This window comes from Methylobacter sp. BlB1, assembly GCF_015476545.1.
In the GTDB taxonomy this organism is placed as follows: Bacteria; Pseudomonadota; Gammaproteobacteria; order Methylococcales; family Methylomonadaceae; genus Methylobacter.
The window spans coordinates 10,918-36,305 of the sequence record NZ_JADMKV010000048.1 but is presented as its reverse complement, the minus strand read 5'-3'; the positions used below and the strand labels follow the sequence as shown (position 1 = coordinate 36,305).

Genomic DNA, 25,388 nt, shown 5'->3' with positions numbered 1-25,388 from the left:
TGGCACATCGTGATGCCGCAGGGAAGAGGAGGAGTCCATACCATTATCCTACCGCGCCGTCTCTGCGGGCTTAAGCGAAGCCACTGAAACTTGATAAAAACTGAACTTCAAAACCGCCAACGGACGGCTCGTCCCTTTAACTGATTTGTTAAGGTTGACAATATAACCAATGCCACGCTTTAGTTGATTTTTAGCCATTCTTGTTTCTCTGAATCAAACACCATGATTCCACAATCCTTATATCTATTCCAACCGGATGCAACAGATAAAGTTAAGACTGTATGTTCGTCTTTCGTTACTAAGCATCCGACAGCATCATTAACAACGGAGTCGATATTTTCGCCTGATAAAAGCCGAGAAATAAGCTCCCTTCTTTCGAATACATGCTCATGCCGTAAATCTTTAGATGATGCCGATAATGCACCTTCTGACCAATAGCGAACCTTTAACTTTCCATCAGCCTCTGTGATTTTCCAAATACATGTACTAAGTAATTCTTTTTTATGGGCTAAATACATATCTAATGGCAAGAGTGCTTTTATTGCCACGATAGCACTATTTATTCTCTTTTCTCTATTGGGGTGAGGGATGTATTTTGGAATACTCATTAATAAGCTGTTATTCAGTGGACTTAATAGTTATATTGCCTTTTTCGATATTCCAGTCAATTTCTCTTTCCCACCAATTGGATTCTTGAAAAGTCTCAGCAGGATTGTTTTTTGTTTCTAATTTTGCTGATTCAATAAAAGCACTAACTTTTTTTCCATCAAATTTCTTTAAAAATTCCCACTGCCTGCGCCCTTTACTTGGTTTATTTTGCAGCCTTTTTTCATGGATGATAATTATTATTCCATCTAAATCATAATTTCTCATAGATTATTTATGCCTAACAAATAATTATATCGTTTCTGTATATCATCTCTGATCCGTGTCTACTAAGCAATAAACTAACCGGATATCCTCGAAACTCTAACTGTATATCTCCACATACCGGATGATATACGGTTTCTTATTATCTTACCGATCGTCTGTTACGACCGTCTGTTGCCCACCGTTAACTAGCCGATCAAACAACTGTCGCAATAGGCTTCGTTGGATCGATATGAACCATTCAATGTCCTGCACCCTAACTGCGCCTGAAAATCATCAAGGTAATGTCATCTTCGAATGATTCAGTCTGGCTGAATTGTTTCAGCTGTTCGAGCAGGGCTTCGATAATCGCTTGCGGCGACTGCTGCGCGTATTGAATCAGAATGTCGTTGACGCGTTTCAGGCCGAAAAATTCGCCGTGGATATTTTCGGCCTCGGTTAAGCCATCCGTATACAGCAGGATCAGATCGCCTTGCGCAAGCGTTGTGGTTTTCTCCTCGAAATCGACCTGTTCCCGTATGCCCAGTATCAGTCCGTCGGCGTCAAGCTGCCGGCACTCGGATTCGGATGGATTGAATAGCAGGGGCGGCGGGTGTCCGGCATTGGCAAAGCGCAACTGGTGGCTGCGAATATCGTATTGCAGGTAAAACAAGGTGATGAAGTAGTCCGAATTTTCCAGGTCTTCGTAAAGGAATTTATTGAGGAGCCTCAGCGTCTCGGCCGGCGTTTCCAGTCCGGCGGCACGCGTCCTGATCGCGCTGCGGGCTTCGACCATGAACAGGGCGGGGCCTATGGAATGGCCCGAGACATCGGCGATGATCATGTCCAGGCGGTTTTCATTGCGGATGAAATAGTCGAAATAGTCGCCGCCGACCTGATTGGCGGGCAGGCAAAAACCGGTGACTTCAAAATGCTCCGATTTGATTGATGACGTCGGCAGCAAGGATGCCTGTATCTGACGGGCGATTTTGATTTCGCTCTGGGCGATCGCCAGTTTGACCTGGGTTTGGCGGATCTGCTGTTCCGCGGCTTTGCGGTCCGTGATGTCGTGTATGAAGCCGCTGAAAATATAGGTATTGCCCAGCTTCAGGGGGGAAATGCTGAGTTCGACAGGAAATTCGGAGCCGTCGCGGCGCAGGGCCACATGTTCGAACTGGCGATTCAGCAAGGGGCCGGCACCGGTCTGTAAAAAATGCTCCAGGCCTTTCTGATGCGCATTGCGGAACCGTAGCGGAATAATCAAGTCTTTAAGCTGCTGGCCTACCGCTTCATCATGGGACCAGCCGAACATTTTTTCGGCGCGGTGATTCCAGTCCGTGATGAAGCCTCTGTCATCCATGATCACGATGGCGTTGATGGAGCTTTCGATGATCAGGCGCGTGCGCTTCTCGCTGTCGATCAGGGCATCCTGAAAATGTTTCTGGGCGGTAATGTCGCGGTCGACGCCGCGCCATTTGATCAGTTTCCCTTGGGCATTGAAAAGCGGCAGGCCGGTCGATTCGGTCAGCACCTCATGACCGTCTTTATGCCGGTAATGGTTGGTCAAAGCGCGGAAAGGCTCGCGCACGGCAACGTAGATCTGCAGGTCGGCTTTGTCCCGGTCCGTTAACAGTTCGGTATAGTGTTTGCCGATGACTTCTTCGGGCTTAAAGCCGAGAATCTGGTTGACGGCCGTGCTGCTGTAGATGTAATAACCGCCGGGATCCTGCTCCCACAGCCATTCGCCGGCTATTTCCGCCATTTGCCGGAAACGCTCCTCGCTTTCGCTTAGCGCCAGTTCGGCTTCCTTGCGTAACGTGATGTCTTCCGCCACGGAGATGAAATGCGTGATCTCTCCCTGCATGTTTCTGATGGCGCTGATGTTTTCATAGGCCCAGTAAACCTCGCCGTTTTTCTTTTTGTTTTTGATTTCGCCGCGCCATTCGCCTTTGCTGAATAGCATTTCCCACATGGCCTGATATTGTTCCGGAGAAGTCGCGCCGGATTGCAGTATTCTGGGATTCTGGCCCAGCACTTCATCGGGCGTGTAGCCGGTGAGTCCGGTGAATTTCGGGTTGATGTATTCGATGCGGCCGCTCGTGTCGGTAATGACGACAGAGCTGGCGCTTTGCTCCAAGGCCCGGTGCATCATGAACAATTCCTTGTCGATGCGCTTTCTGTCGCTGATATCGTGAATCAGAAGAACGATATTAATGTCTTTTGCATCCCGGTCGGGCAGGACAGACAGCGAAATCAATGCCTGAATGCTGTTGTGGTCTTTCGTGATGATGCCGCATTCCAGATTTTTGGCCGGGGTTGCGCCGGTCAAACAGGCCTGGACAGTTTGCTCCAATTCCGGGAGGGCTTCGGGGGAATAGACGATATTCAAGGGCTTATCAATCAGTTCTTGTTCGCTGTAGCCTAAAAGAGCCGCTGCGGAAAGATTGATTTTTTTGATGCGCGGCATAAATGCCGCTGCAGAGCGATCCAGCTCAATAATAATGAGATTGAAGTTGAGGCTGTCTATGAGTCGGTGCATTATTATGCTAAGGCTGGCCGGAAGAAAGTGCATGTCTTCCGGATACAAAAGGAATAGCCATTATCGCCATCGAGCGCTTATGCATCCGATTCCTGATGCCGGAGTGGTTTTTAGTCGCCCGGCATGGCAAAAGGCGTTTCAAAAATGTTGTTTTCTTTAGCGCCCAAAAGAATGGCATCCTGTTTGACCTCCTTAATGACGGACGGATCACCGCAGAGAAATAACTGCCAAAGGGACAAGTCCTCAATCGTGCCGAAGGCCATTTCGCTGGTTGATTTTTCAGGCACATCGAGCGCTACGTTAACGGGACTTTTGCCGTGGATGAAATGGGTGTAGCTGAAATTCGGGTATTCCGTCTGCAGCGCCATCAGCTCCGGAATCAGATAGTATTCGTCGGGGCTGTGCGTCTGATGAAATAAGCGGATGTCGCCCTTGTGCCCGTGTTTTATCAGCGCATCGCGCAATATGCCGTATAGAGGCGCCAGTGCAATGCCCGTGCCAATCAGCATAATGGGCTGGCTGAGATCGCCGGGCAGATAGAAACAGTCGCCCGATGCGGGACTGATCCTTACCTGATCGCCGACCTGGAGTTCTCCATAAATCCAGGGAATCAGCGCGCCGTGCGATGTCAGGCTGATCTGTAATTCAAGAAAGTCATCGAGTCCCGGTACGCTGGACAGACAATACATGCGCCCGACGCCTTCATTGTTATAGAGCGTCAGGCATTGGCCGGCATAATAGTCATAACCTTCTTCGGGAAGGTACAAGCGTAACCGGATGATCGTGTCATTTAATTGGTCTTTCGCAGCCAGATAAGTTCTGATTTTTTTAACGGCTGGTGACACCGCAGGCGTCTTCATTCTTTTTTAGTCCTCATTTTTACGTTAATTTTTTATTCATATAGCTTTAAGTTTAGTTAAATGTGGCCTAATTGCCTGAACTCAACCTGAACTACGTGATGATGTTGATAGTCCCACTGCCATCAGACCAAAAACAGACGGGCTGGTTCATGAAAATTCTGACCGTAAGCGACATACAAAGACTGATAGACATAGTCGGCATTGAATCGTTTTTCAGCCGGCTGCTCATTGCATTAAAGCAAGATTTTGCCCGCTGGTCCGCGTTTTACAAGTCGGCCCGCCATGCCACGCATTATGCGCACGGCGTTATCGAACTGATGCCCTGTTCGGATGACAGTTTATACGCGTTCAAATATGTGAACGGTCATCCCGGCAATACGGCGGAAGGCAAACTCAGCGTCATCGCCATTGGCCAGTTAAGCGAAGTGGCTTCGGGGTATCCGCTTATGATCTGCGAGATGACGCTGCTGACCGCTTTCCGGACGGCCGCTACCGGCGTGCTGGCGGCGAGCTATCTGGCCCGGCCGGACTCCGATGTTTTAGCCGTTATCGGCACCGGAGCGCAATCGGAATTTCAGGTTTTGGGTTTCAACGGCGTTTTCCCGCTACGGCAGATACGCTTCTTCGATTTGGATATCGGAGCCATGCGCAAATTTGCCAGAAATCTATTGGCTTATCCGTTTGAGCTTGTGCCGTGCCGCAGCATTAAAGAGGCCGTGCGGGATGCCGACATCATTGTCACGGCTACAGCGGCAAAAAAGCGCCAGTCGCTGTTTGCACTGGAAGATGTCGCGCCCGGCGCTCATATTCAGGCAGTGGGCGGCGATTGCCCCGGCAAGACCGAATTGAGCCATGTTTTGTTGTCGGCGGCCAAGCTGGTTGTCGAATATATGCCGCAGGCCCTGGTGGAAGGTGAAGTGCAGCAGTGCGACGCAAGCCATGTTCATGCCGAGCTGTGGGAGCTGGTCGGCGGGCATAAGCCGGGGCGGGAGAACACGCAGGAGATTACTGTGTTCGATTCGGTCGGGTTCGCGCTGGAGGATTTCTCGGTTCTGCGCCTGGTGTACGAACTGGCCTGTGAGCACCATTTGGGCACGGATATGCCGCTGATTCCGGAGCTGGACGATCCCAAGGATTTGTTTGGGCTGTTGTCGGCATAAAAGGCTTCGATGATGGCTCTGATCAGGTCCAGCGTTTTGTTGTCCTGATCGTTTTCCGGATTGTATTCGCTGATTTCCAGGCCGCATATTTTATCGTTCCGGTTTACCGACCTGAGCGCGGCCATGAGTTCAGCCGCTCTGAAGCCGCCCGGCGCCGGCGTTTCGACGCCGGGCGCATCGATGGGATCGATGAAATCCAGATCGATGCTGATGCCGATCATGTGGCAGGTCCGGCTTAGCTGTTCCATTGCGCCCTGTAATGTCTGCGCGAGACTGGTGATCTGGTCGGCGAAAATAATCCGGACGCCCGCTTCTTGCAATAAAGCGTGTTCCTCCTGTTCATAGCTGCGGATACCGATCTGGATCAGGTTTTGCGGCTTGATGAAACGGTCGGTCGGATACAGGGCCGACAGACGGGCATCGGCCCTGCCCAGTAAAGCCGATACGGGCATGCCGTGGATGTTGCTGGAAGGGGATGTCTCAAAGGTATGGGCATCCATGTGCGCATCGATCCAGATCAGCCCCAGCTCTTCATTTTCCGGCAGCGCCTTCAAAACACCCGGCCACGTGCCCATGGCGCAGGAATGGTCGCCGCCGATCACCAGGAAAGGCCGGCGGGCTTCGGCCCAGTGCCGGGTGAATTTGCTGGCTTGCCGGTTGAGGCGGCGCAGCTTGTCATCTTTTGTGCCTTCGTTGTCAGGATGCACGATATGCCATTGCAGTTGCAGGCCGCCGTTCCGCAAAGGTTGCCTCGCCAGGCCGTCGCGCAGTAATTCGGCTGCGTAGCCGCATAGCCGCATGGGGCCGCCCAGGCAAGAGGCAATCCCCAGTGTTTGTAGGATAGTCATACCGATTCCTCCTGAAAAAGAGCCAAGTTAATTAAGGTTCTGAATCTTAGAGTCGATTCGAGCCGCTCTTATCAAGACAGACTTGTCATGCAATAAATCGGCCGGCAGGTCTTCTGGCATTTTTCTGCGTAAAAAATGCATTTCCCGCGAAAGACACGCCCCGGTCGCTCCATATTGATGAGGAAGACCTTAAGAATTGATTGTGCCTTGTTTGCCTGATACCTTACAATTTGATTGGGTGAATATAAAAAAAGTCGTCGGGTGATTCTGGTCGCCCCAAAAGTCGCCCTTAAGGTTAGTAATCATTTTGGAGTATGGTATGTTTAAAATTCGTTCGCTGGTTTCAGCGATAATGCTCGCTGGCAGCATTTCTGTCGCTTCAGCCTGGGAAGCTTTGCCTACAGCAGCGCCTGAACCGGCTGATAACCCTTCCTCGGAAGCTAAAATCGAGCTGGGTCAAATCCTGTATCACGATCCGCGTTTGTCTTCGACCGGTACTGTTTCCTGCGCATCTTGCCATAACACTATGTTAGGCGGAGAAGATAACCGGCCGAATGCGATGGGTGTCCATGGCAAAACCGGCGGCCGCAGTGCGCCGACCGTCTGGAATGCCGCATTCAGCAAAGTCCAGTTCTGGGATGGCCGGGCGCCCACTCTGGAAGCCCAGGCTGCAGGTCCTGTGACCAATCCTATCGAAATGGGCATGAAGAACTGGGATGAAGTCGTAGCACGGCTGAAATCCATTGATGGCTATCAAGAGCTATTCGAGAAAGCGTTCGGTAAAAATTCAATTTCCAAGGACAACGCGACCAAAGCGATTGCCGCTTACGAGAGAACTTTGATCACGCCTAATAGCCCTTATGACCAATATGTCAGAGGCGATGAAACTGCTTTGACGGCTCAACAGGTCCGCGGCATGAAGAAATTCGAAGAAGTAGGTTGCACAAGCTGTCACAGCGGTCCCGCCTTCAACGGCGAGGGAGCGTTCCAACGATTCCCTGTGGCTAAAAACAGCAGTTTTGAAGCAAAACATCATTTCACAAAAGATAAAGGTCTGGCCGAAGTCAGCCAAAATCCTGCCGATGAGCATTTGTGGAAAGTGCCTACTTTGCGCAATATCGCTCTGACCGCGCCTTATTTCCACAACGGTTCGGTTAAAACGCTGGATTCAGCCGTAGAAATAATGGCAAAACTGCAATTGAACAAGGAATTGTCCAAAGAAGAAACCGCTGATATCGTGGCCTTCCTGCAAGCGCTGACTGGCGAATTCCCCAGACAGAAAATGCCGGTTCTGCCAGGTACGCACGGCACTACTTTGAACTAAGCCTTTTACAGCTGGGGCGCTCCCCGGCACTTGGCTTTATCCGGAAAGGGAGCTTTTAGCTCCCTTTTTTATTGTCAGCTATATGTCGTTATAAATGGATGCTGCCGCGATGCGAGAATCAATCTGCCTGACTACTTCCAGATAGGCTGGGCTGTTGATGGATTCGAAGCGCCTTTTGAATTCAGCTTCATCCATATTTTCAGGCAGATCGCGAGGGTCCGGCATGAAATCGCTGTAATCTTTTATCTTGGACATGGCTTGTTGAATTTTACGGGCATTTTCAGGCGATGAGGTGGCTATTTCACCAAAGCGCGTACCGGCTTTGTCGGCGGCCAGATCGATAAAGCTGAAGCCACTGCCCCCTTGGGCATCGCTTAATTCCTTTTCCTCACCAATCATCTTGGCGACCTGGCCATTGGCTGATGCCGTCAGCGCGGCAGATCCGATGAAATGTTTGGCCAGATCCACTCTTTTATACAGAAAAGCGGAATAGTGTTGTTGGGCAGCCGGTTTCGCTTCTGCCGCCGGCAGGAGTTTTTGCGTTTCCCACTTGTTGACGTAATCGTTGACGGTAAAAATCACGATCCTGTTCTCTTCGATGGCATTCTCCAGGGTCGAGCGCTGGTAAGCCAGTTCAAACAACGGTTTTAGCAGTTCGGCCAGCGACAGGCGCCAGGCCGGGTCATGATGTGCGATGATCTCGGCCAGTTTTTGTTCATAGATATTCTGCGCCTGGGTGTCACTGCTGTGGCCTTGAGTCAGGAAGTTTTTGGCCTGCCGCAATGTTTCGGCATCGGAATTGTAAGTAATAGTCAGTTTCTTGCCTTCAATCTGAACGGCTCTGATGGGGCGCGTCGCCAGTATGAAGTACTCATTGAGCGACGAATGCTGAATGACCATGTCAATGACAAAAGCAGCAAGTTTGGCCGGCAGCAATAACTTTCCGGCCTTGAATTTTGTAATGCCGGGAAGGGCGTTATTGTCTTCGTGGCCTAGCCTGAAGCTGACGTTTAGATATTTGCCCAGGCTGTTGTGAGGCAGCGTCATGGTGACATTGAATCTGACTTTGTTCTGCTTTAGCTCTATTTTGACGGCGCTTTTACTGTAGCGGTTCAGCAGATAATTGCCGGCGAGATTAAGGTCGGCTTCGGTCAGCACGATCGTGTTGATTTCGTCAGGCCGGGTTTTGGCGCCTTCATGCAGAATCTGTTTCGCTCTGACCACGTCATCATGGGTCAGCGACCAGCCCGGTTCGGTTTCCGGCGTATCGCCGATAGCGAACAGGACGAGCATGATGCTGAAAATAACTGATGCACTAAGGCAATAGCCCAAGGTTCGTAATAAGGTATTCATAAAGATGACTTATACAAACTCCAGTTTGAAGCCTGAAGATTTCAAATAGTCGGCTTCCTGAATCAAATCGGCATAGGTCAGCGGCGACTGCGCCAGCCAGTTATCCGGAAACTGCAAACATATTTTGGATTTTACAATGGCTATTTGGAACTCCGGCAGTTGATGTTCGTGGCGGTTGCGGCGCAGCAGTACGGCCAGCCGCAGGATGATGGCCAGATAAGGGGCATCGATGTCCCAGGGATACGGCAAATCACTAAAACGGGCGCGCGAAAACTTACGCCGGTGCGATCTGACAAGCGTGGCCAATAAGATCTGGTCCTGTCTGGAAAAACCGGCCAGATCGCCATTCTCGATAATGTAGGCGCTGTGCTTATGGTATTGGTTATGCGCGATATCATGACCTATCTCATGCAGATAGGCCGCCCAGTCCAGAAATTGTTCACTGTTTTCGTTGTTGTAAAGGCAGGTCTCGCTGTTCAGTTGCGCCAGCATAGAGTGGATGGTCTGCCTGATGCGTTCAGCATGTTCCTTATCGGTATGATAGCGTTCGGCCAATGTCTGTACAGTCGCCGAGCGAATGTCGCGGTCGTAGATACGGCCGAGTAAATCCTGTATCAGGCCTTCTCTGAGCGCACCGTCGGAGACGGTCATCTGCTCGATGCCAAGGCTTTTGAAGGTGGCGTAGACGATCGCGACGCCGCCTGGGAACACCGGCAGGCGTTCCGGGTCCAGTCCCGGCAGGTCCAGTTCACTGACATGATCGCAACGATTGATATGGACGATCAATTGCTCCAGACCTTCCAGGGTAATGCCGTTGTTGCTCCAGTTTTTGGCCATCAGAACCTTGTCGATGGCGCGTAGCGTGCCTGAGGCGCCGATGGCTTCGTCCCAGTTTTTACGCTGAAATTTCTTTTCGAAAGGTTCCAACTGCTGGGCTGCAAAAAGGACGGCTTGAGTCATTGCGCTTTTTGATAATCGGCCGTTCTTGAAAAAGGCATTGCTGACCGAGACGCAGCCCATGGGCAGGCTCTCTTTTTTCTTGGGCGTGGCGTCCTGGCCGATAATGTATTCGGTGCTGCCGCCGCCAATGTCCATCACGAAGCGGAGGTTGGCATTGCTGCCCAGGCTGTGCGAGACGCCCAGATAAATCAGGCGCGCTTCTTCTATGCCGGAAATGATGTCGATGGGCTGATTCAGGGCTTTTTCGGCTCTGGCCAGAAATTGTTCGGCATTTTTAGCCATGCGCAGGGTACTGGTGCCGACGGCGCGGACACTGCCGGGCGGAAAGTTGCGGATGCGCTGGCCGAATCGCTGCAGGCACTCCAGCGCTCTGTTTTGCGTGGCGATATCCAGATTGTGTTTCTTGTCCAGTCCGGATGCCAGTCTGACCGTTTCCTTAAGCCGGTCGATCGTTTGCAGTTTGCCGTCGGTCAGGCTGCAAACGATCATGTGAAAGCTGTTGGAACCCAGGTCTACAGCAGCAACGGTTTCAGGCGGTTTCTTTGGCACGGGCTATCCGGTTTTGTCTACGAAACTTTTAAAGATCTGATAGAATTACAAATTTTTTAGCTATCCATCTCGTACTTTCTAATGGATGCGGCGCTTAATTTAACTTATTTGAAGGCTCCCGTTAAGTGTTAGTTTCAGCATGAAGGCATTATCAATCCGCAATCTCAAAAAAATCTATAGTAATGGATTCGTAGCCTTAAAGGGCATTGATCTTGATGTCGAAGCCGGTGATTTCTTTGCCTTGCTGGGGCCTAACGGCGCCGGCAAATCCACGACGATCGGCATTATCAGCTCTCTGGTTAATGCCACCAGCGGTTCGGTCAGTATCTTCGGTCATGACCTGCAGCACGATAGAGCCCGGGCGAAAAGCTGCATCGGCCTGGTTCCTCAGGAAGTCAATTTCAACCAGTTCGAAACCGTCAAAAACATTCTGCTCAATCAGGCCGGCTATTACGGCATACCGCGCAAAACCGCCCTGCAGCGAGCCGAACTCTGCCTCAAGCAAATGGATCTGTGGGATAAGCGCGATACGGTATCGAGGCGCTTGTCGGGCGGCATGAAACGCCGGGTCATGATTGCCCGTGCGCTGGTTCATGCGCCTAAATTATTGATTCTGGACGAACCGACGGCCGGCGTCGATATCGAAATCCGCCGCTCGATGTGGAAATTGATGCAGGAAGTCAACCGGCAGGGCACGACCATTATCCTGACCACGCATTACCTTGAAGAGGCCGAAAGCTTGTGCCGCAATATCGCCATTATCAACCACGGCCAGATCGTCGAGAATTCCGACATGGCGGGTTTATTGGCCCGGCTCAACATCGATTATTTTGTGCTGGATCTGGCCGAACCGATCGACACGGTGCCGGTTATTGATGGCTATCAGATAGAGCGCGTTTCGGACAAAGTGTTGAACGTGGCAGTACCTAAAGAGAACGGATTGAACACCTTGTTCAATTTGTTGACGGAACGGAATATCAAAGTGATCAGCCTGAAAAACAGGACCAATCGGCTCGAACAATTGTTTATGGATTTGATCGACCAAGAACCTGACGAGTTGCCGCTATGAATCATGCCATAGCCCTTAGAACCATTATCAAGAAGGAAGTCCAGCGCTTTATCCGCATCTGGCCGCAGACCCTGCTGCCGCCGGCCATTACGACTGCGCTTTATTTTCTGATTTTCGGCAAGCTGATCGGCGACCGGATAGGCACTGTCGGCGGCGCCAGCTATATGGACTATATCGTGCCGGGCGTCATCCTGATGTCCGTGATCAGCCATTCGTATGCCAATGTCGTGTCCTCGTTTTATTCGACCAAGTTTCAGCACAATATTGAAGAACTGCTGGTTTCGCCGGTAGCCAACTGGGTCATCCTGGCCGGCTATGTCAGCGGCGGCATTATCCGCGGTTTATTGGTGGGGGTCGTCGTGGCGCTGATATCGCTCGTCTTTGCCGATATTGCCGTCAACAATGTCTTGATTACTTTATCAATCGCCGTGCTGACGGCCACGGTATTCTCGCTGGCCGGCTTTATCAATGCCGTGTTCGCGGACAGTTTTGACGATATTTCCATTATCCCGAACTTTATATTGACGCCGTTAAGCTATCTGGGCGGCGTATTTTATTCAGTCGATATGCTGCCGGGCGTCTGGCAGACGATTTCGCAGGGCAATCCGATCCTGTATATGGTCAATGCGTTTCGCTATGGCTTGATTGGCGTGACGGATGTGGACATCGGGATTGCCTTTGCCATGACCGGCGGTTTCAGCGTTCTGCTTATTCTGTTCAGTCTGTTTTTGCTGCATAAGGGTGTGGGGATTAAGAATTAGCGGGGTTGTTGGTCTCCGATTTTAAGCCTAATTAAAGCACGTGTAGGCTGGGTTGGAGCTTTAGCGGAAACCCAGCAAAGGCGACTCAGCTTGTTAAAACAGCCCAGAAAAAGGCTGCACCGTCACCCATTCGCCGGCTTTGATATCGGCGCTGTCATGGTCAAGAATAATAAACGCGTTTGCCAGGCTCATCGAACGCAAAATGCCTGAGCCCTGCTTGCCGGTCGTTTTCACAGTCCACTCGCCTTTTTCGTTCTGTTCAATGATGCCGCGATAGATTTCGGTGCGGCCGGGTTTCTTGCGCAGGTTCTCCGTGGTTTTGGCCAGGAAGATCGGCACGATTGGCTTATTATTGATGCCCAGCATTTTTTCCAAAGCGGGCAGCACAAATTGACAAAACGTCACCATGACGGCGACGGGATTGCCGGGCAGGCCGAAAAACGCGGCCTTGCCGATCCGGCCGAAAGCCAGCGGCCGCCCCGGTTTGAGAGCTACTTTCCAGAAGTTGACCTGGCCGGATGCCTGCAGCGCGGTTTTCGTGTAATCGGCTTCACCGGCCGATACGCCGCCGGAAGAAATGATCACGTCGGCATAGGCGCCGGCTTCTTCAAAACTATTCAGCAGCGAGTCGGGGTCATCTTCCAGTATTCCTAAATTGATGATTTCGATATCGGGCCGGTCCAGCGCCGCCAGCAGGCTGTAGCGATTGCTGTCATAAATGCCGCCTGCGCCGGGCGTCTGGCCGATGCCGAACACTTCGTTACCGGTCGAGGCGATAGCGATTCTGAGTTTTCGGCACACACTGAGTTCGGCGATGCCGAGCGAAGCGCACAGGCCGATGTCGGGCGGCGTCAGGTATTTGCCCGGCTCCAGAACGGTTTGTCCCCGCCGAATGTCCTCGCCGGCCTGACGGACGTTCTGGCCGGCATGGTGCCGATTGTCCAGTTCGATGAAATGATCGGACAGCTGTACCTGTTCCTGCATGACCACGGTATCGAGGCCTTCCGGCATGGGCGCGCCGGTCATGATGCGGATGCACTGGCCTCGTCCCGTGCTGCCGTCATAGGGCCTGCCGGCAAATGCTTGGCCTATGATGTCCAGCCGGCGTGTGCCCCGGTCGGGCAGGTCTTCGGCGTGCAGCGCGTAGCCGTCGACAGCGGCATTGGTATGCGCCGGCACATTGAGGGCCGAGATAACCGGCTCGTAGAGCGTACGGCCTCTGGCGTGTTCGATAGCGAGGCGCTCGTGGCCTTCGATCGCAGGCACGGCCGTCAATATCCGGGCCAGCGCATCTTTGACGGAGATCAGTCCGGGTTCATGGATATCGTTGCAGCTGGGTTGAGTCGTAATCATTTTCGCGTGCTGGGTCCGTTAGTAGGAATGCCGTTGCCCATAAAACTTAAAAAATACTCCAGATTCCGGAACTCCAGGCTTTGGGCAGGGATAGGCGGGGCTTTGATCTGTTCCAGGCATTCTTTGAAGCGCCGATGCAGTGTACCCATTTCGCCCCATTTTAACCGATAAACCGGCCAGTGGCTGGTGTGGCCGAGTGAAGGGCTCAGGATTTCGGAGCGCAGCTGGCGGCCGGCGTTTTGCACATGGCAGGTGGCGCAGGCGAAATTCAACTGGCCGCGGCGCTGGTAGTAAAAATCCTTGCCTTGCTGGTAGGCAGCCAGGGCGCGCGGGTCGTCGGCCGGTATCGTGATCGTAATCGGCTTGCCGCGCGAGGTGAATGCCAGGTAAGCGAGCAGCTGGGCGATGTCGCCTTTTTCATACGGCAGGGGTGCTTCCTGATTGTCGATGCGGCAGTCATTGATGGCTTTCTCCAGGGTGATGACTTCGCCCTTATCGCGGTCCCATTTCGGATATTCGTGGGCAATGGCGATGCCTTGATTGGGAAAACAGTCGGCATAGCGGCGGCCGTTTTTAAAAGGCGCGTTGAACAAGGCTTCACCCTGTTCGATGGTCTCGTCATAAGGCGGAAACTCCTCGATCGCCTGCCAGGACTGGCGCGCGATCGGATCGATCGCATAGACGCCGTCGGCATAGTCCGCCAGTGTGAGCTTTGGGAACAGCTGCTGGTAATGCTGCCGGAACTTCTGCTGATCCTGCAGCGGATCAGCCTGCGAAGGGAGAGCCAACAGCAGGCCGATAAAACCGCCAACGCTACTTGATAATATGCTCTTCAGAATCCTGCCGGCCAAGATTGTCCACCCAACTGATCGTGATTTTATCGCCCGGCTCGCCGCCTTTCAGCATGAAGGCGAAATACGGGTCCTTGGAAACGCCGCCGCCTACCGCGCAATTGGCGATCACCTTGCCGTTATGTTTGACGGTCAGCTCCTGAATGAAGTGCGCGGGGATAGGCTGGTTCGTGCTTTTGTCGATGTTGCGGCCGTGCTCCATCGGATGCGTGATCAGGGTTCTGATCTGGGTCTTGCCGTCGATGCGTTTGGTGCGGATCCTGATGCTGCTCATGCTCAACCTCCGCAGCCGCCGATCGTGACTTTGACCGTTTCTCTGGCGCTGTAAAGCTTATCGCCGGCCTGAGCAATGACGATGACACCGGACGTTTCGGCCATCTTCAGGCGGGCCGAGACAAAAGGCTCAAGCTCGGGCGACAGATCGAACCGGGCGGCCAGCGGCACAGGGTTTTTCTCGACCAGGATGGAGATGGTGTCGACGCCGTCAAGATGACTGGTCACAGTGATCGGCACCACGGCGCCGTTTTCTGCAATCTGCGGTATCTGGATCTCGATTTTATCGCTTTCGGTGATTTTCGCGTCCTTGAACAGCGTTTTCAGCGTTTCTTCCAGTTTGCCCTGGGCAAACTGCTCAGCGATCCATTCGGCGCTGGCCGGACCGGATTTAACCAGACCGCTGGCCAGGGCCATTGAGTAAGCCCCGAGCGATACGGATTTTTTCAGAAATTCTCTACGATTGACGGGCATGGGGACTCCAGTCTTTATTGCTGATAAGTTACTCCAGACTCCAGAGATAATCGACGACCTTGTCGATTTCTTCCGCGTCGAGGATATGATTTCTGCCGAACGGCGGCATGCTGGTTTCAGGATTGAAGCGCGTCGCGTCCCAGATCTGTTCGCGTAATCGCTGCTTGTCCTTAAACCGGTCTGGAACAGTCGCCAGCGCAGGGCCGATATTGCCCGGCGATTCGCCGTCGGCAATCACATGACAAGCCAGGCAATTGCCCTTGTTGCGGTCAAACGCAATTTGCTTGCCTTCATCCAGCCGCTGTTTCGGAATATCGGCCATGCCGGCGCAGGGCAGCAGCAGAATGAGGGCAATGAGACCGGATTTCATGGCAGCACGGGCTCAGCCTTGAACAAAGGTAGATACGCGCGGGCCGATTGTTCTGGCTGATGGTCGAAAACGCCGCCGATGACGGCCAGCAGGTCTGCACCGGCTTCCAGCAAAGGCGCGCCGTTGCCGGGCAGGATGCCGCCGATGGCCACGATTGGGATATGCAGCGCGGATTTGGCCTGTCTGAGCGTTTCAATTTGCGCAGGCGAGGCCAGCGGCTTCGACGAAGACGGGAAAAAACGCCCAAAAGCCACATAGGTTGCGCCTTCTCTTTCAGCTGCGACAGCGCGTTCGACCGAGTTATAACAGGATACGCCGATAATGGCGTTTGCGCCCAGCCGCTTTCTGGCTTCGGCGATATGGCCGTCTTCCTTGCCCAGGTGAATGCCGTCGGCGCTCGTCTGGACAGCCAGTTCGACGTCGTCATTGATGATCAGCGGCACGCCATGGCGATGGCAGAGCTTGACCAGTTCGCGGGCCAGCAGCACGGCATCGATGGGGTTCTTGTCGCGATACTGCACGACGGCCGCACCGCCGCGGATGGCTGCCGCGACTTCGCCGATAATCGTATCGATGGTTTTGTGGTCGGCCTGCGTGATGGCGTAGAGGCCGGTCTGCGGAAATTTCATCAGTCGTCGATCCAGAAAAAGCGGTTGGGGTTGTGCTGGCCTTGGCCGGGTTGATAGGCGGCTTCCAGGGCGTGCCAGGTATAATCCTGGGCTTCCGTAGCAGCCTGGAACGGGTCAAGGCCCTGCGCGATCAGGCCGGCCACGGCCGATGCCAGCGTGCAGCCGGAGCCGTGGTAGCTGGCCGGCAGCCGGTCCCAGGTAAAGGTTTCGAGCAGGCGGCCGTCATGGAACAGTTGATTGCAGACCGCGGGTGAAGTTTCATGCGTGCCGGTAATCAGCACATAATCGCAGCCTTTATCCAGCAGCGCCAGGCCGCATTCGTGCAAGTCGCTCAGGCCGGTCAGCCGGCGCGCTTCTTCGCTGTTGGGCGTCAGCACGGTCGTGCAAGGCAGCAGCAGGTCCGTGACGGCCGCAATGAGCTTTTCGCTCGCCAGCTCGGCGCCGCCGCCCGCCGCCAGCACCGGGTCCAGCACGACCGGAATCTGCGGGTGGCCGGTCAATACCGTCTGAATGGCGGCGGCCGTGTCATGGTGCCCGATCAGGCCGATCTTGATGGCTTTGACCGGCAGGTCGGCCAACAGCGTGGCCGCCTGGCTGATGATGTCGTCCGGCCGTTGCGGAATCAGCTTTTTGACATTGTGCGTATCCTGTTCGGTCAGCGCCGTAATCACGCTGGCGGCATGGCACTGCTGGCTGACCAGGGTTTCGATATCGGCTTGCACGCCAGCGCCGCCGCTGGGATCGTGGCCGGAAAAACAGAGTACAACAGGGCGGTTCATCATCAGAATGGTTTCACGACGGCCAGAATCACGATGCCGAGCAGAAACAGGACCGGCACTTCATTCATCCAGCGATAAAAGACATGACTGCGCCGGTTGCGGTCATATTTGAAATCGAGCAGCCAGAGCCCGCAGAAAACATGATAGACCACCATCAAGGCCAGCAGCGCCAGCTTGGCGTGCAGCCAGCCAGCCGACCCGTATAGGGCCCAGGCATAGTCGGCCAACATCCAGATGCCGAAGACGAAGGTCAGGATCATGCCCGGCGTGGTGATGCCGTAATACAGCTTGCGCTCCATGACCTTGAAGCGCTCGTTGCTGATTTCGTCATCGCTCATGGCGTGATAGACATACAGACGCGGCAGGTAAAACAGGCCGGCGAACCAGGTGACCATGAAAATCAAGTGAAATGCTTTTAACCAGAGCATGGCTTATCCTTTCAGCAGGGCTTCAATGCGGTTTTTCATATCGTCAGGATCGAACGCGCCGATTTTCTGCAGCGCAATCGAACCGTCAGGCGTGATCAGAAAGGTGGTCGGCGTCAGCCGGACATCGCCGAAGGCTCTGGCATGCTCGGCCTGCAAATCCAGGGCAACCTCATAAGGCAGCGACTTGTCTTTCGTCATGTTGACGACGTGATTGGGCGGGTCGTAATACATGGCGACAGCGATGATTTCCAGTCCCTGCGCATGATAGTTTTTGTAAAGATCGACCAGATGCGGGATTTCTTCCATGCAGCCGGGGCAGTCGGTAGCCCAGAATGTGACCAGCACGGGCTTGCCGCGCAGCGCATTTAAAGCGATTTTTTTGCCGGTAATGGTCGTGAAAGTAGCATCGGGCGCCGGCGTCACGGTTTTGCCAAGGCCTACCCAGATTCCTGCCGAAATTAACGCCAGCAATAATACCCCTAAGAACCAGTCTTTAATTTTCATTATCCTAAAATGTCAACTATTGGTAATATCGGGATTATAACAAAGCTGTTATTCAATAGATCAATTTAGCGCGTAGTCTTCCGGAGATTGTCTTATGAAAAAAATTCTTATTTCAGACAAGTTGGCAGAAGCGGGAATTAATTATTTGCATGATCAATCCGATATACAGTTGCATATCGAGACAGGATTGAATGAAGACGATCTCTGCAAGATTATCGGCGACTACGATGCGCTACTGATACGCAGCGATACAAAAGTCACCAAAAAAGTCCTGCAGGCCGCCAAGCGCCTGAAGCTGATAGGCCGCGCCGGCATAGGCGTCGATAATGTCGATCTGGCTGCGGCCACGGAGCAGGGCGTTATCGTCATGAATACACCCGATGCCAATGCCACGACGACAGCCGAATTGGCTGTCGCGCACATGATGTCGCTGAGCCGGCGTCTGCCAACCGCCGACCGCTCGATCCGTGCCGGTAAATGGGAGCGCTCCAGACTGATGGGTTCCGAAGTCGCGCACAAGACGCTGGGCATCATTGGTTTCGGCACGATTGGCCGTATCGTTGCCCAGCGCGGACTGGGTCTGAAAATGCATGTGATCGCGCATGATCCGTTCGTAACGCCGGAGATTTTCGAGGAATTGGGCGTCGAGTCCGTGGAACTCGGCGATCTGCTGAGCCAGTCTGACTATGTCACCCTGCATTGCCCGCTGATCGAGAAGACGCGCGGCCTGATAGGCAGCAGTCAGCTGACCATGATGAAGAAGGAAGCCATGCTGATCAACTGCGCCCGAGGCGGTCTGATCGATGAAGGTGCGTTGTATGATGCCTTGAAGAACGGCCAGATCGCCGGCGCGGCGCTCGATGTCTATGAACATGAGCCGCCGGTCAATTCGCCCCTGCTGGAACTGGATAACATCGTGTTTACGCCGCATCTGGGGGCCTCCACGACGGAAGCGCAGGTTGCAGTCAGCGTGGAGATCGCCCGGCAGGCCGTGACTTTCCTGAAAACCGGCGAGGCGGTCAACGCCCTGAATCTGCCCAGACTGTCGGCCGAGGAGTTGAAACGAGCAAGCGAGTTTATGACGCTGGCCAACATTCTGGGCAAGGTGCTGGTTAATCTGGCGCCCAAGCCGCTGGAAAAAATCGAGGTGGCGCTGTTCGGCAAAGCAGCTGAGGTCGAGGCGCGCCCGGTTTCTGTGTCAGCACTGATTGGCGTGCTGAGCGGACAGGTTTCGGCGCCTGTCAATCGCGTCAATGCCGAAAATATCGCCCGTCGCCAGGGAATCTCCTTGATTGAGTCAAAAACGCAGGAAACGCAGGACTACCTGTCGCTGATCAAGGTGGCTGGGCATTACGCGGATCAAAGCATTACGCTGGCCGGCGTCTTGCTGGGCGGCCGCCATCCGCGCCTCATTTCCATTGATCAGTTCGATATTGAAGTCGTGCCCATAGGTACCGTATTGATTACGCGCCATGATGATAAACCAGGCGTTATATCGGCTATCAGTGCCGTACTGGGTAACGCCGATATCAATATCTCCAGAATGGAAGTTAGTACGGCCGATGACCAGAATCAGGCCATGGCAGTCATCAGCGTCTCCAAACCGTTGACGGATGACTTATTGCAGCAACTGTGTGGCATTGCAGCCGTGCATAAAGCGACACAGATTAATTTGTGAGTTCAGAGTATGAGTTTCAATATCGTTTGTTTTGATTGTGACAGCACCTTAAGCTGGGTGGAAGGCATAGACGAACTGGCCCGGCGCGTTGGGCTGGGCGAAGAAATGTCCAGGCTGACCGAGGCGGCCATGAACGGCGAGGTGCCGCTGGAAGCGGTTTATGGGCAACGTTTGGCGCTGGTAAAGCCGGATCAGTCCAGCATCGACTGGCTGGCGGATTTGTACATTGAGGAAATCGTCCAGGGGGTCGAGCAGGTGTTCGAGACGCTGTCGGCGCAAGGCAAGGAACTGCATATCATCAGCGGCGGCATCCGGCAGGCGCTGTTGCCTTTGGCCCGGTATCTGGATCTGGCCGAAAGCCATGTGCACGCCGTCAATGTTTATTTTGACGAAGAAGGCTGCTATCGCGGCTACGACCAGGCTTCGCCTTTAGCCAGGACAGGCGGCAAGGCGGATTGTTGTCGGGAGTTAAGCAGGCCGCAAGCCTCTGTCGTTATGATTGGCGACGGCAAGACCGACATAGAAGCCAAGCGGGCCGGCGCTTATGTGATCGGTTTCGGTGGCGTGACGGACCGGGCTATTGTGCATGAGCAAGCCGATGTTTTTGTTTCCGGACCTTCATTGACCGACGTTCTGCCGTATATTTTATAAAGTGTATCGATTAGCGCCGTGCAGGATGTTAAAATTGATAAATTTTAAACTGTTGCTAGAGAGAGACAATGGCTGGACATAGTAAATGGGCTAATATCAAACACCGCAAAGCCGGACAGGACGCCTTGCGCGGCAAGCTTTTCACTAAAATCCTCAGAGAAATTTCGGTAGCGGCAAGATCCGGCGGCGGCGACCCTGCGACTAACCCGTCTTTGCGGACAGCAATAGACAAAGGTCTGGGCGCCAATATGAAGCGCGATACCATTGAAAACGCCATCAAAAAAGCCACCGGTACGCAGGAAGGTGTCAACTACGAGGAAGTGCGTTATGAGGGCTATGGTCCAGGCGGTACGGCCGTCATGGTTGACTGCCTGACCGATAACCGCAACCGCACCGTTGCCGAAGTACGCCATGCCTTCAGCAAAGCGGGCGGCAATTTGGGTACCGACGGCTCCGTGGGTTATATGTTTACCAAGGTTGGCATTATCTCTTATGCCGATTCAGTCGATGAAGACGCGCTGATGGAAGCGGCCCTGGAAGCCGGCGCAGACGACGTCGTGAGCAACGATGACGGCTCGAAGGATGTCATGACCACACCGGAAAATTACCTGGAAGTCAAAGATGCCCTGATTGCAGCAGGTTTTCAGCCTGAAAATGCCGAGATCACGATGCAGGCGTCAACCAACACCGAGCTCGACGCCGAAACCGCAGAGAAAATGATGCGTCTGATAGAGCGGCTGGAAGACCTGGACGACGTGCAAAACGTCTACTCCAACGCCGATATCAGCAACGATATCATGGAACAGTTGTCTGAATAAGGCATATTGGCTTTTCAGTCTTGAAATTATCACTGGTAGACACCATTCATTGTGACGCGTATTTTGGGGATAGATCCTGGTTCAAGAATTACCGGCTACGGCATTATCGAGCATTCGCCGCGTGGTTATAGCTATATAGCCAGCGGCAGTATCCGCATTAATGCCGACTATTTCCCTGACCGGCTCAAGCAAATCTTTGACGGTATTCTGGAAATTGTCGACTTATATCAACCTGAGCAAATGGCTATAGAACAGGTGTTCATGCATAAAAATGCCGATTCCGCGCTCAAGCTCGGGCAAGCCCGCGGCGCGGCCATTTGCGCGGTTCAGGTAACTGGCCTGCCGGTGTTCGAATACGCCGCCCGCCAGGTCAAGCAGGCGCTAGTGGGCAAGGGCAGCGCCGAAAAGCTCCAGGTTCAGCACATGGTGAAAATTCTGCTGAATCTGCAGGGCGAGCTGCAGATCGATGCCAGCGATGCGCTGGGGCTTTCGCTCTGCCACGCCCACTACCGGCAGACTGCGCTGCGTTTGCAGCAGAGAGCGTTGAAATGATAGGTTTTTTACGCGGCAAGCTGGTGCATAAAGCGCCGCCTATGCTGCTGCTCGATGTGCACGGCGTCGGCTATGAAGTCGAAGCGCCGATGACGACTTTTTACAATCTGCCGGCCATCGGCGAAGAGGTTCAGCTGCATACGCATCTTGTCGTGCGCGAAGATGCCCATATTCTGTTCGGGTTTTCAACCGAAGCTGATCGCCTGATGTTCAGGAATCTGATCAAGGTCAACGGCGTCGGCCCCAAGCTGGCTTTGACGATTTTATCAGGCCAGAGCGCAGATGAGTTTCATCAGTGCATCCTGAACGGTGACATACAGGCGCTGGTTCGTTTGCCGGGCGTAGGCAAGAAAACGGCTGAGCGGCTGGTAATTGAAATGCGCGACAGGCTGCCGAATTTAGGGGATGCGGCGCCGGTGCGGGTCGATGTTTCAATGGCTCAGGCGGGCAATCCCAAGCAGGAAGCTATCAGCGCTTTATGTGCATTAGGCTACAAGCCGCAGGATGCCGCGAAAATGGTGCAAGGCATCAGCACGGAAGATAAAAGCTGTGAAGATATTATCCGGTTGGCATTGCAAGGCGCCTTAAGATGATAGAAAGAGATCGCATAGTGACCGCTCACAGGCTTTCCGATGAAGAGCGGCAGGATCGGGCTATTAGGCCCAAGCGCTTGGCTGACTATGTCGGCCAGAAAGAGTTGTGCGCGCAGATGGAGATTTTCATTCAGGCGGCTACCGCGCGTCAGGAAGCGCTGGATCACGTTCTGATTTTTGGGCCGCCGGGCCTGGGCAAAACCACGCTGGCCAATATCATTGCGGCCGAGATGGGCGTCAATATTCGCCAGACGTCAGGGCCTGTGCTCGACAAGGCCGGCGATCTTGCCGCGCTGCTGACCAATCTTGAAGCGCATGATGTGCTGTTCATCGATGAAATCCATCGCCTGAGTCCGGCGGTTGAAGAAATCCTGTATCCGGCGATGGAAGATTATCAGATCGATATCATGATCGGCGAAGGGCCGGCCGCGCGCTCCATCAAGCTGGACCTGCCGCCGTTCACGCTGGTGGGCGCGACGACCCGCGCAGGTCTTTTGACTTCGCCGCTGCGCGACCGTTTCGGCATCGTGCAAAGACTGGAGTTTTATACGGTCGATGAACTGGCCAGCATCGTCGCGCGTTCGGCAAGAATGCTGGGCGTCAACATGGAGCAGGCCGGCGCCTTTGAGATTGCGCGCAGGTCGCGCGGAACCCCTCGTATCGCCAATCGTCTGTTGCGTCGCGTGCGCGATTTTGCCGAAGTCAAAGGCAACGGCATCGTGACGCAGGAAATCGCCAACCAGGCGCTGACCATGCTGAAAGTCGATAACAACGGCTTCGATGCGCAGGACCGCAAGCTGCTGCTGACCATGATTGAAAATTTTGCCGGCGGGCCGGTGGGGCTCGACACGCTGGCGGCGGCCATCAGCGAGGAGCGCGGCACGATTGAAGACGTGCTGGAGCCGTATTTGCTGCAGCAGGGGTTCATTATGCGCACGCCGCGCGGGCGCGTGGTGACGCAACACGCCTATCTGCATTTTGGCCTGCAGCCGCCGCAACAGCTGGGCGTATCGGAAGATATATTTACATAATAGTTTTTTTATTTGATCAGGAACGCAGGGACATAAAAGGGTGGCTTTTTAGTCGCCCTTTTTACGCTTTAAAGCGTATTTTTGATATCAGCGCAGTTTTAGAGGACTCATCAATGAGGGAATAAAGAATAATGAAAAAATTTATCTGGCCAGTACGGGTTTATTACGAAGACACTGATGCGGGCGGCGTGGTGTATTACGCCAACTACCTGAAGTTCTTCGAACGGGCAAGGACCGAAATGTTGAGGGTGATGGGGTATGAACAGGATCAGTTGATGGCGGAGGGCATTATCTTTGTCGTGCGCTCTATCCAGGTCGATTACCTGATTCCGGCCCGATTCAACGAGCAACTACAGGTCAGTGCCGACTTGAGCCTTGTCAAAAAAGCCAGTTTTGATTTTGAGCAAGAAATTACACGAGGCGATGAGGTTTTATGCAAGGGCATAATCCGAATTGCCTGTCTGGATGCGCAAACCATGCGCCCTAAAGCTATTCCTGAGAAATTACAAGAGCAGTTAAAGAATGAGTACTGATTTATCCATTTTTCATTTGATCACAGAAGCGAGTTTCGTCGTTCAATTTGTCATGCTGATATTGCTGACAGCTTCAGTCGTATCATGGACATTTATCTTTTCCAAACGCAAAGTGCTGATTCGGGCTCTGGAAATTACCGACGAGTTCGAAGAACAATTCTGGTCCGGCGTGCCGCTGGCCGATCTTTACAGAAAACTGACCTCGAAAGACTTCGAGCCGGAAGGCATAGAAAAAATATTCCTGGCCGGCTACAAGGAATTTTCCCGCATGCGCCAGACCGGCAATGTTGAGCCCGCCGTACAAGTGGAAAGCGCCCAGCGCGCCATGCGCATCGAACTGTCGCGCGAACTGGACCGGCTTGATGAGCACCTGCCGTTTCTGGCGACCGTCGGCTCGACCAGTCCTTATGTCGGCTTGTTCGGTACGGTATGGGGCATCATGAATTCATTCCGTTCCTTGGGCAATGTCCAGCAGGCGACATTGGCGCAAGTGGCGCCCGGTATTGCCGAGGCCTTGATCGCAACGGCCATCGGCCTGTTCGCCGCGATCCCGGCCGTTGTTTCCTATAACCGTTTCTCCACGCGTCTGGATAGGCTGACAGGACGCTATGACCTGTTCGTTGAAGAGTTCATCGTATTATTGCAAAGACAGGCGCACAACAAATGAGTCCGGTAGAAAGCAGCAAACGCGGCCGAGGCCGAAGAAAACCCATGGCGGAAATCAATGTCGTTCCCTACATTGACGTTACGCTGGTATTGCTGATCATCTTCATGATCACGACGCCTATGCTGCAGACCGGCGTGAAAGTCGATCTGCCCAAGGCTGAATCGGCAACCGTGGAACAGAAGGATGATCCGCCGCTTGTCGTGACTATCGATAAACAGGAGCAATACTTTATCAGCAATGGCGACGGCAAGGATGAGCCCATACAGCCGGAGGAAATAACGGCGCGCGTGACAGCCGTCCTGAGCGGCAAGCCGCAAACCCAGGTTCTGATCAATGCCGATGAAACGCTGGGCTATGGCAAGGTGGTCAAATTAATGGCTGAGCTGAAAAAGACCGGTTTACTGAGCAATGTAGGGTTGATGACTAAACCTGAAGATAAATAGAAAGTAAATGGATAGTCAAAAACGATTTGTAAAGCCATTTCTCCTGGCTTTAGCTTTGCATGTTGTTCTCTTTAGCCTGTTTGCGTTAAGTTTCGATACCAAGCCTAAACAAAGCAGCGAGCCAGCGCCGGAAATTATCCAGGCTTCGCTGGAAGAAATTGACGCGCCTCAGGAAGCCGATACTAAAGCTGAGAAGCAGGCTGAGCAAAAAGCCGCTGCATTGAAACGCCAACAATTAGCCGAGCAGCAAAAAGCCGAAGCCGCCAAAGCCGAGGCGGAAAAAGCGGCTGCAGCCGAGAAAGCCGAAACTGCCCGAAAAGAAGCGGCTGAAAAAGCCGAGGCTGCAAAAGTAAAAGCCGTTGCTGAAGCAGCTGAAAAGGCTGCTGCCGAGAAAGTTGCCGCGGAAAAAGCCGCAGCCGCAAAGGCTGAAGCGGAAAGAACCGCGGCTGCCAAAGCCGCAGCAGAGCAGGCTGAAATAGCAAGAGCAAA

At 53.4% G+C, this 25,388-nt stretch carries 28 protein-coding genes and 2 pseudogenes; 14 read left to right on the top strand and 16 right to left on the bottom strand.

What is annotated here, in order from left to right; genetic code table 11:
• Positions 1-179: 179 nt before the first annotated feature.
• The 4 genes from IT781_RS16125 to IT781_RS16110 all read right to left on the bottom strand — a co-directional run bounded on the left by IT781_RS16125 (position 180) and on the right by IT781_RS16110 (position 4,248).
• On the bottom strand, positions 180-608 hold the full coding sequence (locus IT781_RS16125) for a hypothetical protein (RefSeq protein WP_194971201.1): 429 nt from the start codon (positions 606-608) through the stop codon (positions 180-182).
• Positions 609-618: 10 nt separating this feature from the next.
• Positions 619-873, bottom strand: coding sequence for a hypothetical protein (locus tag IT781_RS16120; RefSeq protein WP_194971200.1), 255 nt, complete (start codon positions 871-873; stop codon positions 619-621).
• 253 nt (positions 874-1,126) lie between these two features.
• Complete coding sequence (locus tag IT781_RS16115) at positions 1,127-3,388, bottom strand: PAS domain S-box protein (protein WP_194971199.1); 2,262 nt, start codon at positions 3,386-3,388, stop codon at positions 1,127-1,129.
• Positions 3,389-3,498: 110 nt separating this feature from the next.
• On the bottom strand, positions 3,499-4,248 hold the full coding sequence (locus tag IT781_RS16110; RefSeq protein ID WP_194971198.1) for an oxygenase: 750 nt from the start codon (positions 4,246-4,248) through the stop codon (positions 3,499-3,501).
• Positions 4,249-4,319: 71 nt separating this feature from the next.
• Here IT781_RS16110 and IT781_RS16105 point away from each other — a divergent pair, with 71 nt between their 5' ends.
• Complete coding sequence (locus IT781_RS16105) at positions 4,320-5,408, top strand: ornithine cyclodeaminase (protein ID WP_228779209.1); 1,089 nt, start codon at positions 4,320-4,322, stop codon at positions 5,406-5,408.
• 17 nt (positions 5,409-5,425) lie between these two features.
• On the opposite strand, the pseudogene IT781_RS16100 reads toward IT781_RS16105, so the two are convergent.
• Positions 5,426-6,208, bottom strand: a pseudogene (locus IT781_RS16100) (arginase); the annotation flags it as partial.
• 367 nt (positions 6,209-6,575) lie between these two features.
• Here IT781_RS16100 and IT781_RS16095 point away from each other — a divergent pair.
• Entirely contained in the window at positions 6,576-7,580 is a 1,005-nt protein-coding gene (locus tag IT781_RS16095; RefSeq protein WP_194971197.1) for a cytochrome-c peroxidase, read from the top strand.
• A 78-nt stretch (positions 7,581-7,658) separates the two neighbouring features.
• Here the strand turns inward: IT781_RS16095 and IT781_RS16090 are convergent, their stop codons facing one another.
• Entirely contained in the window at positions 7,659-8,933 is a 1,275-nt protein-coding gene (locus tag IT781_RS16090; RefSeq protein ID WP_194971196.1) for a hypothetical protein, read from the bottom strand.
• Positions 8,934-8,942: 9 nt separating this feature from the next.
• Positions 8,943-10,442: an exopolyphosphatase gene (gene ppx, locus IT781_RS16085; protein ID WP_194971195.1), complete on the bottom strand. Its 1,500-nt coding sequence runs from the start codon at positions 10,440-10,442 to the stop codon at positions 8,943-8,945.
• 139 nt (positions 10,443-10,581) lie between these two features.
• Between ppx and IT781_RS16080 the strand changes: the two genes are divergently transcribed.
• Together IT781_RS16080 and IT781_RS16075 are read left to right on the top strand one after the other, a co-directional pair.
• Complete coding sequence (locus IT781_RS16080; protein WP_194971194.1) at positions 10,582-11,511, top strand: ABC transporter ATP-binding protein; 930 nt, start codon at positions 10,582-10,584, stop codon at positions 11,509-11,511.
• Positions 11,508-12,272, top strand: a complete 765-nt coding sequence (locus IT781_RS16075) for an ABC transporter permease (RefSeq protein ID WP_194971193.1) — start codon at positions 11,508-11,510, stop codon at positions 12,270-12,272. Before IT781_RS16080 ends, IT781_RS16075 begins: the two co-directional genes overlap by 4 nt.
• 93 nt (positions 12,273-12,365) lie before the next feature.
• Here IT781_RS16075 and glp read toward each other — a convergent pair whose 3' ends face one another.
• From glp to IT781_RS16030, 9 genes are read right to left on the bottom strand one after another with little or no spacing between them, the layout of a single operon-like run.
• Complete coding sequence (glp, locus tag IT781_RS16070; protein ID WP_194971192.1) at positions 12,366-13,625, bottom strand: gephyrin-like molybdotransferase Glp; 1,260 nt, start codon at positions 13,623-13,625, stop codon at positions 12,366-12,368.
• Positions 13,622-14,476, bottom strand: coding sequence for a sulfur oxidation c-type cytochrome SoxA (gene soxA, locus IT781_RS16065; protein WP_194971191.1), 855 nt, complete (start codon positions 14,474-14,476; stop codon positions 13,622-13,624). Before soxA ends, glp begins: the two co-directional genes overlap by 4 nt.
• The gene (soxZ, locus tag IT781_RS16060; RefSeq protein ID WP_194971190.1) at positions 14,439-14,750 is read right to left on the bottom strand and encodes a thiosulfate oxidation carrier complex protein SoxZ; all 312 of its coding nucleotides are present in this window, start codon (positions 14,748-14,750) and stop codon (positions 14,439-14,441) included. The genes soxA and soxZ overlap by 38 nt, the downstream gene beginning before the upstream one ends.
• Before the next feature lie 2 nt (positions 14,751-14,752).
• Entirely contained in the window at positions 14,753-15,223 is a 471-nt protein-coding gene (gene soxY, locus IT781_RS16055) for a thiosulfate oxidation carrier protein SoxY (RefSeq protein ID WP_194971189.1), read from the bottom strand.
• Between the two features lie 28 nt (positions 15,224-15,251).
• Positions 15,252-15,593, bottom strand: coding sequence for a sulfur oxidation c-type cytochrome SoxX (gene soxX, locus IT781_RS16050; RefSeq protein WP_194971188.1), 342 nt, complete (start codon positions 15,591-15,593; stop codon positions 15,252-15,254).
• Entirely contained in the window at positions 15,590-16,222 is a 633-nt protein-coding gene (thiE, locus tag IT781_RS16045; RefSeq protein ID WP_194971187.1) for a thiamine phosphate synthase, read from the bottom strand. Before thiE ends, soxX begins: the two co-directional genes overlap by 4 nt.
• Complete coding sequence (locus tag IT781_RS16040; protein WP_194971204.1) at positions 16,222-17,001, bottom strand: hydroxymethylpyrimidine/phosphomethylpyrimidine kinase; 780 nt, start codon at positions 16,999-17,001, stop codon at positions 16,222-16,224. Before IT781_RS16040 ends, thiE begins: the two co-directional genes overlap by 1 nt.
• Before the next feature lie 2 nt (positions 17,002-17,003).
• Positions 17,004-17,429, bottom strand: a complete 426-nt coding sequence (gene hemJ, locus IT781_RS16035) for a protoporphyrinogen oxidase HemJ (protein ID WP_194971186.1) — start codon at positions 17,427-17,429, stop codon at positions 17,004-17,006.
• A gap of 3 nt (positions 17,430-17,432) precedes the next feature.
• Positions 17,433-17,933, bottom strand: a complete 501-nt coding sequence (locus IT781_RS16030; protein ID WP_194971185.1) for a peroxiredoxin — start codon at positions 17,931-17,933, stop codon at positions 17,433-17,435.
• Positions 17,934-18,027: 94 nt separating this feature from the next.
• Between IT781_RS16030 and serA the strand changes: the two genes are divergently transcribed.
• From serA to IT781_RS15980, 10 genes and pseudogenes are all read left to right on the top strand, one after another.
• The gene (gene serA, locus IT781_RS16025; protein ID WP_194971184.1) at positions 18,028-19,611 is read left to right on the top strand and encodes a phosphoglycerate dehydrogenase; all 1,584 of its coding nucleotides are present in this window, start codon (positions 18,028-18,030) and stop codon (positions 19,609-19,611) included.
• 9 nt (positions 19,612-19,620) lie between these two features.
• Entirely contained in the window at positions 19,621-20,262 is a 642-nt protein-coding gene (locus IT781_RS16020; RefSeq protein ID WP_194971183.1) for an HAD-IB family phosphatase, read from the top strand.
• A gap of 68 nt (positions 20,263-20,330) precedes the next feature.
• Complete coding sequence (locus tag IT781_RS16015; RefSeq protein ID WP_194971182.1) at positions 20,331-21,080, top strand: YebC/PmpR family DNA-binding transcriptional regulator; 750 nt, start codon at positions 20,331-20,333, stop codon at positions 21,078-21,080.
• Between the two features lie 51 nt (positions 21,081-21,131).
• Entirely contained in the window at positions 21,132-21,632 is a 501-nt protein-coding gene (ruvC, locus tag IT781_RS16010; RefSeq protein WP_194971181.1) for a crossover junction endodeoxyribonuclease RuvC, read from the top strand.
• Positions 21,629-22,225 carry a Holliday junction branch migration protein RuvA gene (gene ruvA / locus IT781_RS16005; RefSeq protein ID WP_194971180.1) on the top strand — a complete coding sequence of 199 codons (597 nt, stop codon included), beginning with the start codon at positions 21,629-21,631 and terminating at the stop codon, positions 22,223-22,225. Before ruvC ends, ruvA begins: the two co-directional genes overlap by 4 nt.
• Entirely contained in the window at positions 22,222-23,256 is a 1,035-nt protein-coding gene (gene ruvB / locus IT781_RS16000; RefSeq protein WP_194971179.1) for a Holliday junction branch migration DNA helicase RuvB, read from the top strand. The genes ruvA and ruvB overlap by 4 nt, the downstream gene beginning before the upstream one ends.
• A 131-nt stretch (positions 23,257-23,387) precedes the next feature.
• Positions 23,388-23,789, top strand: a complete 402-nt coding sequence (gene ybgC, locus IT781_RS15995) for a tol-pal system-associated acyl-CoA thioesterase (RefSeq protein ID WP_194971178.1) — start codon at positions 23,388-23,390, stop codon at positions 23,787-23,789.
• Positions 23,779-24,456, top strand: coding sequence for a protein TolQ (tolQ, locus tag IT781_RS15990; protein ID WP_194971177.1), 678 nt, complete (start codon positions 23,779-23,781; stop codon positions 24,454-24,456). The genes ybgC and tolQ overlap by 11 nt, the downstream gene beginning before the upstream one ends.
• Complete coding sequence (gene tolR / locus IT781_RS15985; protein ID WP_194971176.1) at positions 24,453-24,899, top strand: protein TolR; 447 nt, start codon at positions 24,453-24,455, stop codon at positions 24,897-24,899. The genes tolQ and tolR overlap by 4 nt, the downstream gene beginning before the upstream one ends.
• 7 nt (positions 24,900-24,906) lie before the next feature.
• Positions 24,907-25,388: pseudogene (locus tag IT781_RS15980) on the top strand (protein TolA); the annotation flags it as partial.

Coding starts and splice junctions, on each gene's coding strand:
- IT781_RS16125 (WP_194971201.1), bottom strand. CDS start 608: ATGAGTATTCCAAAATACATCCCTCACCCCAATAGAGAAAAGAGAATA.
- IT781_RS16120 (WP_194971200.1), bottom strand. CDS start 873: ATGAGAAATTATGATTTAGATGGAATAATAATTATCATCCATGAAAAA.
- IT781_RS16115 (WP_194971199.1), bottom strand. CDS start 3,388: ATGCACCGACTCATAGACAGCCTCAACTTCAATCTCATTATTATTGAG.
- IT781_RS16110 (WP_194971198.1), bottom strand. CDS start 4,248: ATGAAGACGCCTGCGGTGTCACCAGCCGTTAAAAAAATCAGAACTTAT.
- IT781_RS16095 (WP_194971197.1), top strand. CDS start 6,576: ATGTTTAAAATTCGTTCGCTGGTTTCAGCGATAATGCTCGCTGGCAGC.
- IT781_RS16090 (WP_194971196.1), bottom strand. CDS start 8,933: ATGAATACCTTATTACGAACCTTGGGCTATTGCCTTAGTGCATCAGTT.
- IT781_RS16080 (WP_194971194.1), top strand. CDS start 10,582: ATGAAGGCATTATCAATCCGCAATCTCAAAAAAATCTATAGTAATGGA.
- IT781_RS16075 (WP_194971193.1), top strand. CDS start 11,508: ATGAATCATGCCATAGCCCTTAGAACCATTATCAAGAAGGAAGTCCAG.
- glp (WP_194971192.1), bottom strand. CDS start 13,625: ATGATTACGACTCAACCCAGCTGCAACGATATCCATGAACCCGGACTG.
- soxZ (WP_194971190.1), bottom strand. CDS start 14,750: ATGAGCAGCATCAGGATCCGCACCAAACGCATCGACGGCAAGACCCAG.
- soxY (WP_194971189.1), bottom strand. CDS start 15,223: ATGCCCGTCAATCGTAGAGAATTTCTGAAAAAATCCGTATCGCTCGGG.
- soxX (WP_194971188.1), bottom strand. CDS start 15,593: ATGAAATCCGGTCTCATTGCCCTCATTCTGCTGCTGCCCTGCGCCGGC.
- thiE (WP_194971187.1), bottom strand. CDS start 16,222: ATGAAATTTCCGCAGACCGGCCTCTACGCCATCACGCAGGCCGACCAC.
- IT781_RS16040 (WP_194971204.1), bottom strand. CDS start 17,001: ATGAACCGCCCTGTTGTACTCTGTTTTTCCGGCCACGATCCCAGCGGC.
- hemJ (WP_194971186.1), bottom strand. CDS start 17,429: ATGCTCTGGTTAAAAGCATTTCACTTGATTTTCATGGTCACCTGGTTC.
- IT781_RS16030 (WP_194971185.1), bottom strand. CDS start 17,933: ATGAAAATTAAAGACTGGTTCTTAGGGGTATTATTGCTGGCGTTAATT.
- serA (WP_194971184.1), top strand. CDS start 18,028: ATGAAAAAAATTCTTATTTCAGACAAGTTGGCAGAAGCGGGAATTAAT.
- IT781_RS16020 (WP_194971183.1), top strand. CDS start 19,621: ATGAGTTTCAATATCGTTTGTTTTGATTGTGACAGCACCTTAAGCTGG.
- IT781_RS16015 (WP_194971182.1), top strand. CDS start 20,331: ATGGCTGGACATAGTAAATGGGCTAATATCAAACACCGCAAAGCCGGA.
- ruvA (WP_194971180.1), top strand. CDS start 21,629: ATGATAGGTTTTTTACGCGGCAAGCTGGTGCATAAAGCGCCGCCTATG.
- ruvB (WP_194971179.1), top strand. CDS start 22,222: ATGATAGAAAGAGATCGCATAGTGACCGCTCACAGGCTTTCCGATGAA.
- ybgC (WP_194971178.1), top strand. CDS start 23,388: ATGAAAAAATTTATCTGGCCAGTACGGGTTTATTACGAAGACACTGAT.
- tolQ (WP_194971177.1), top strand. CDS start 23,779: ATGAGTACTGATTTATCCATTTTTCATTTGATCACAGAAGCGAGTTTC.
- tolR (WP_194971176.1), top strand. CDS start 24,453: ATGAGTCCGGTAGAAAGCAGCAAACGCGGCCGAGGCCGAAGAAAACCC.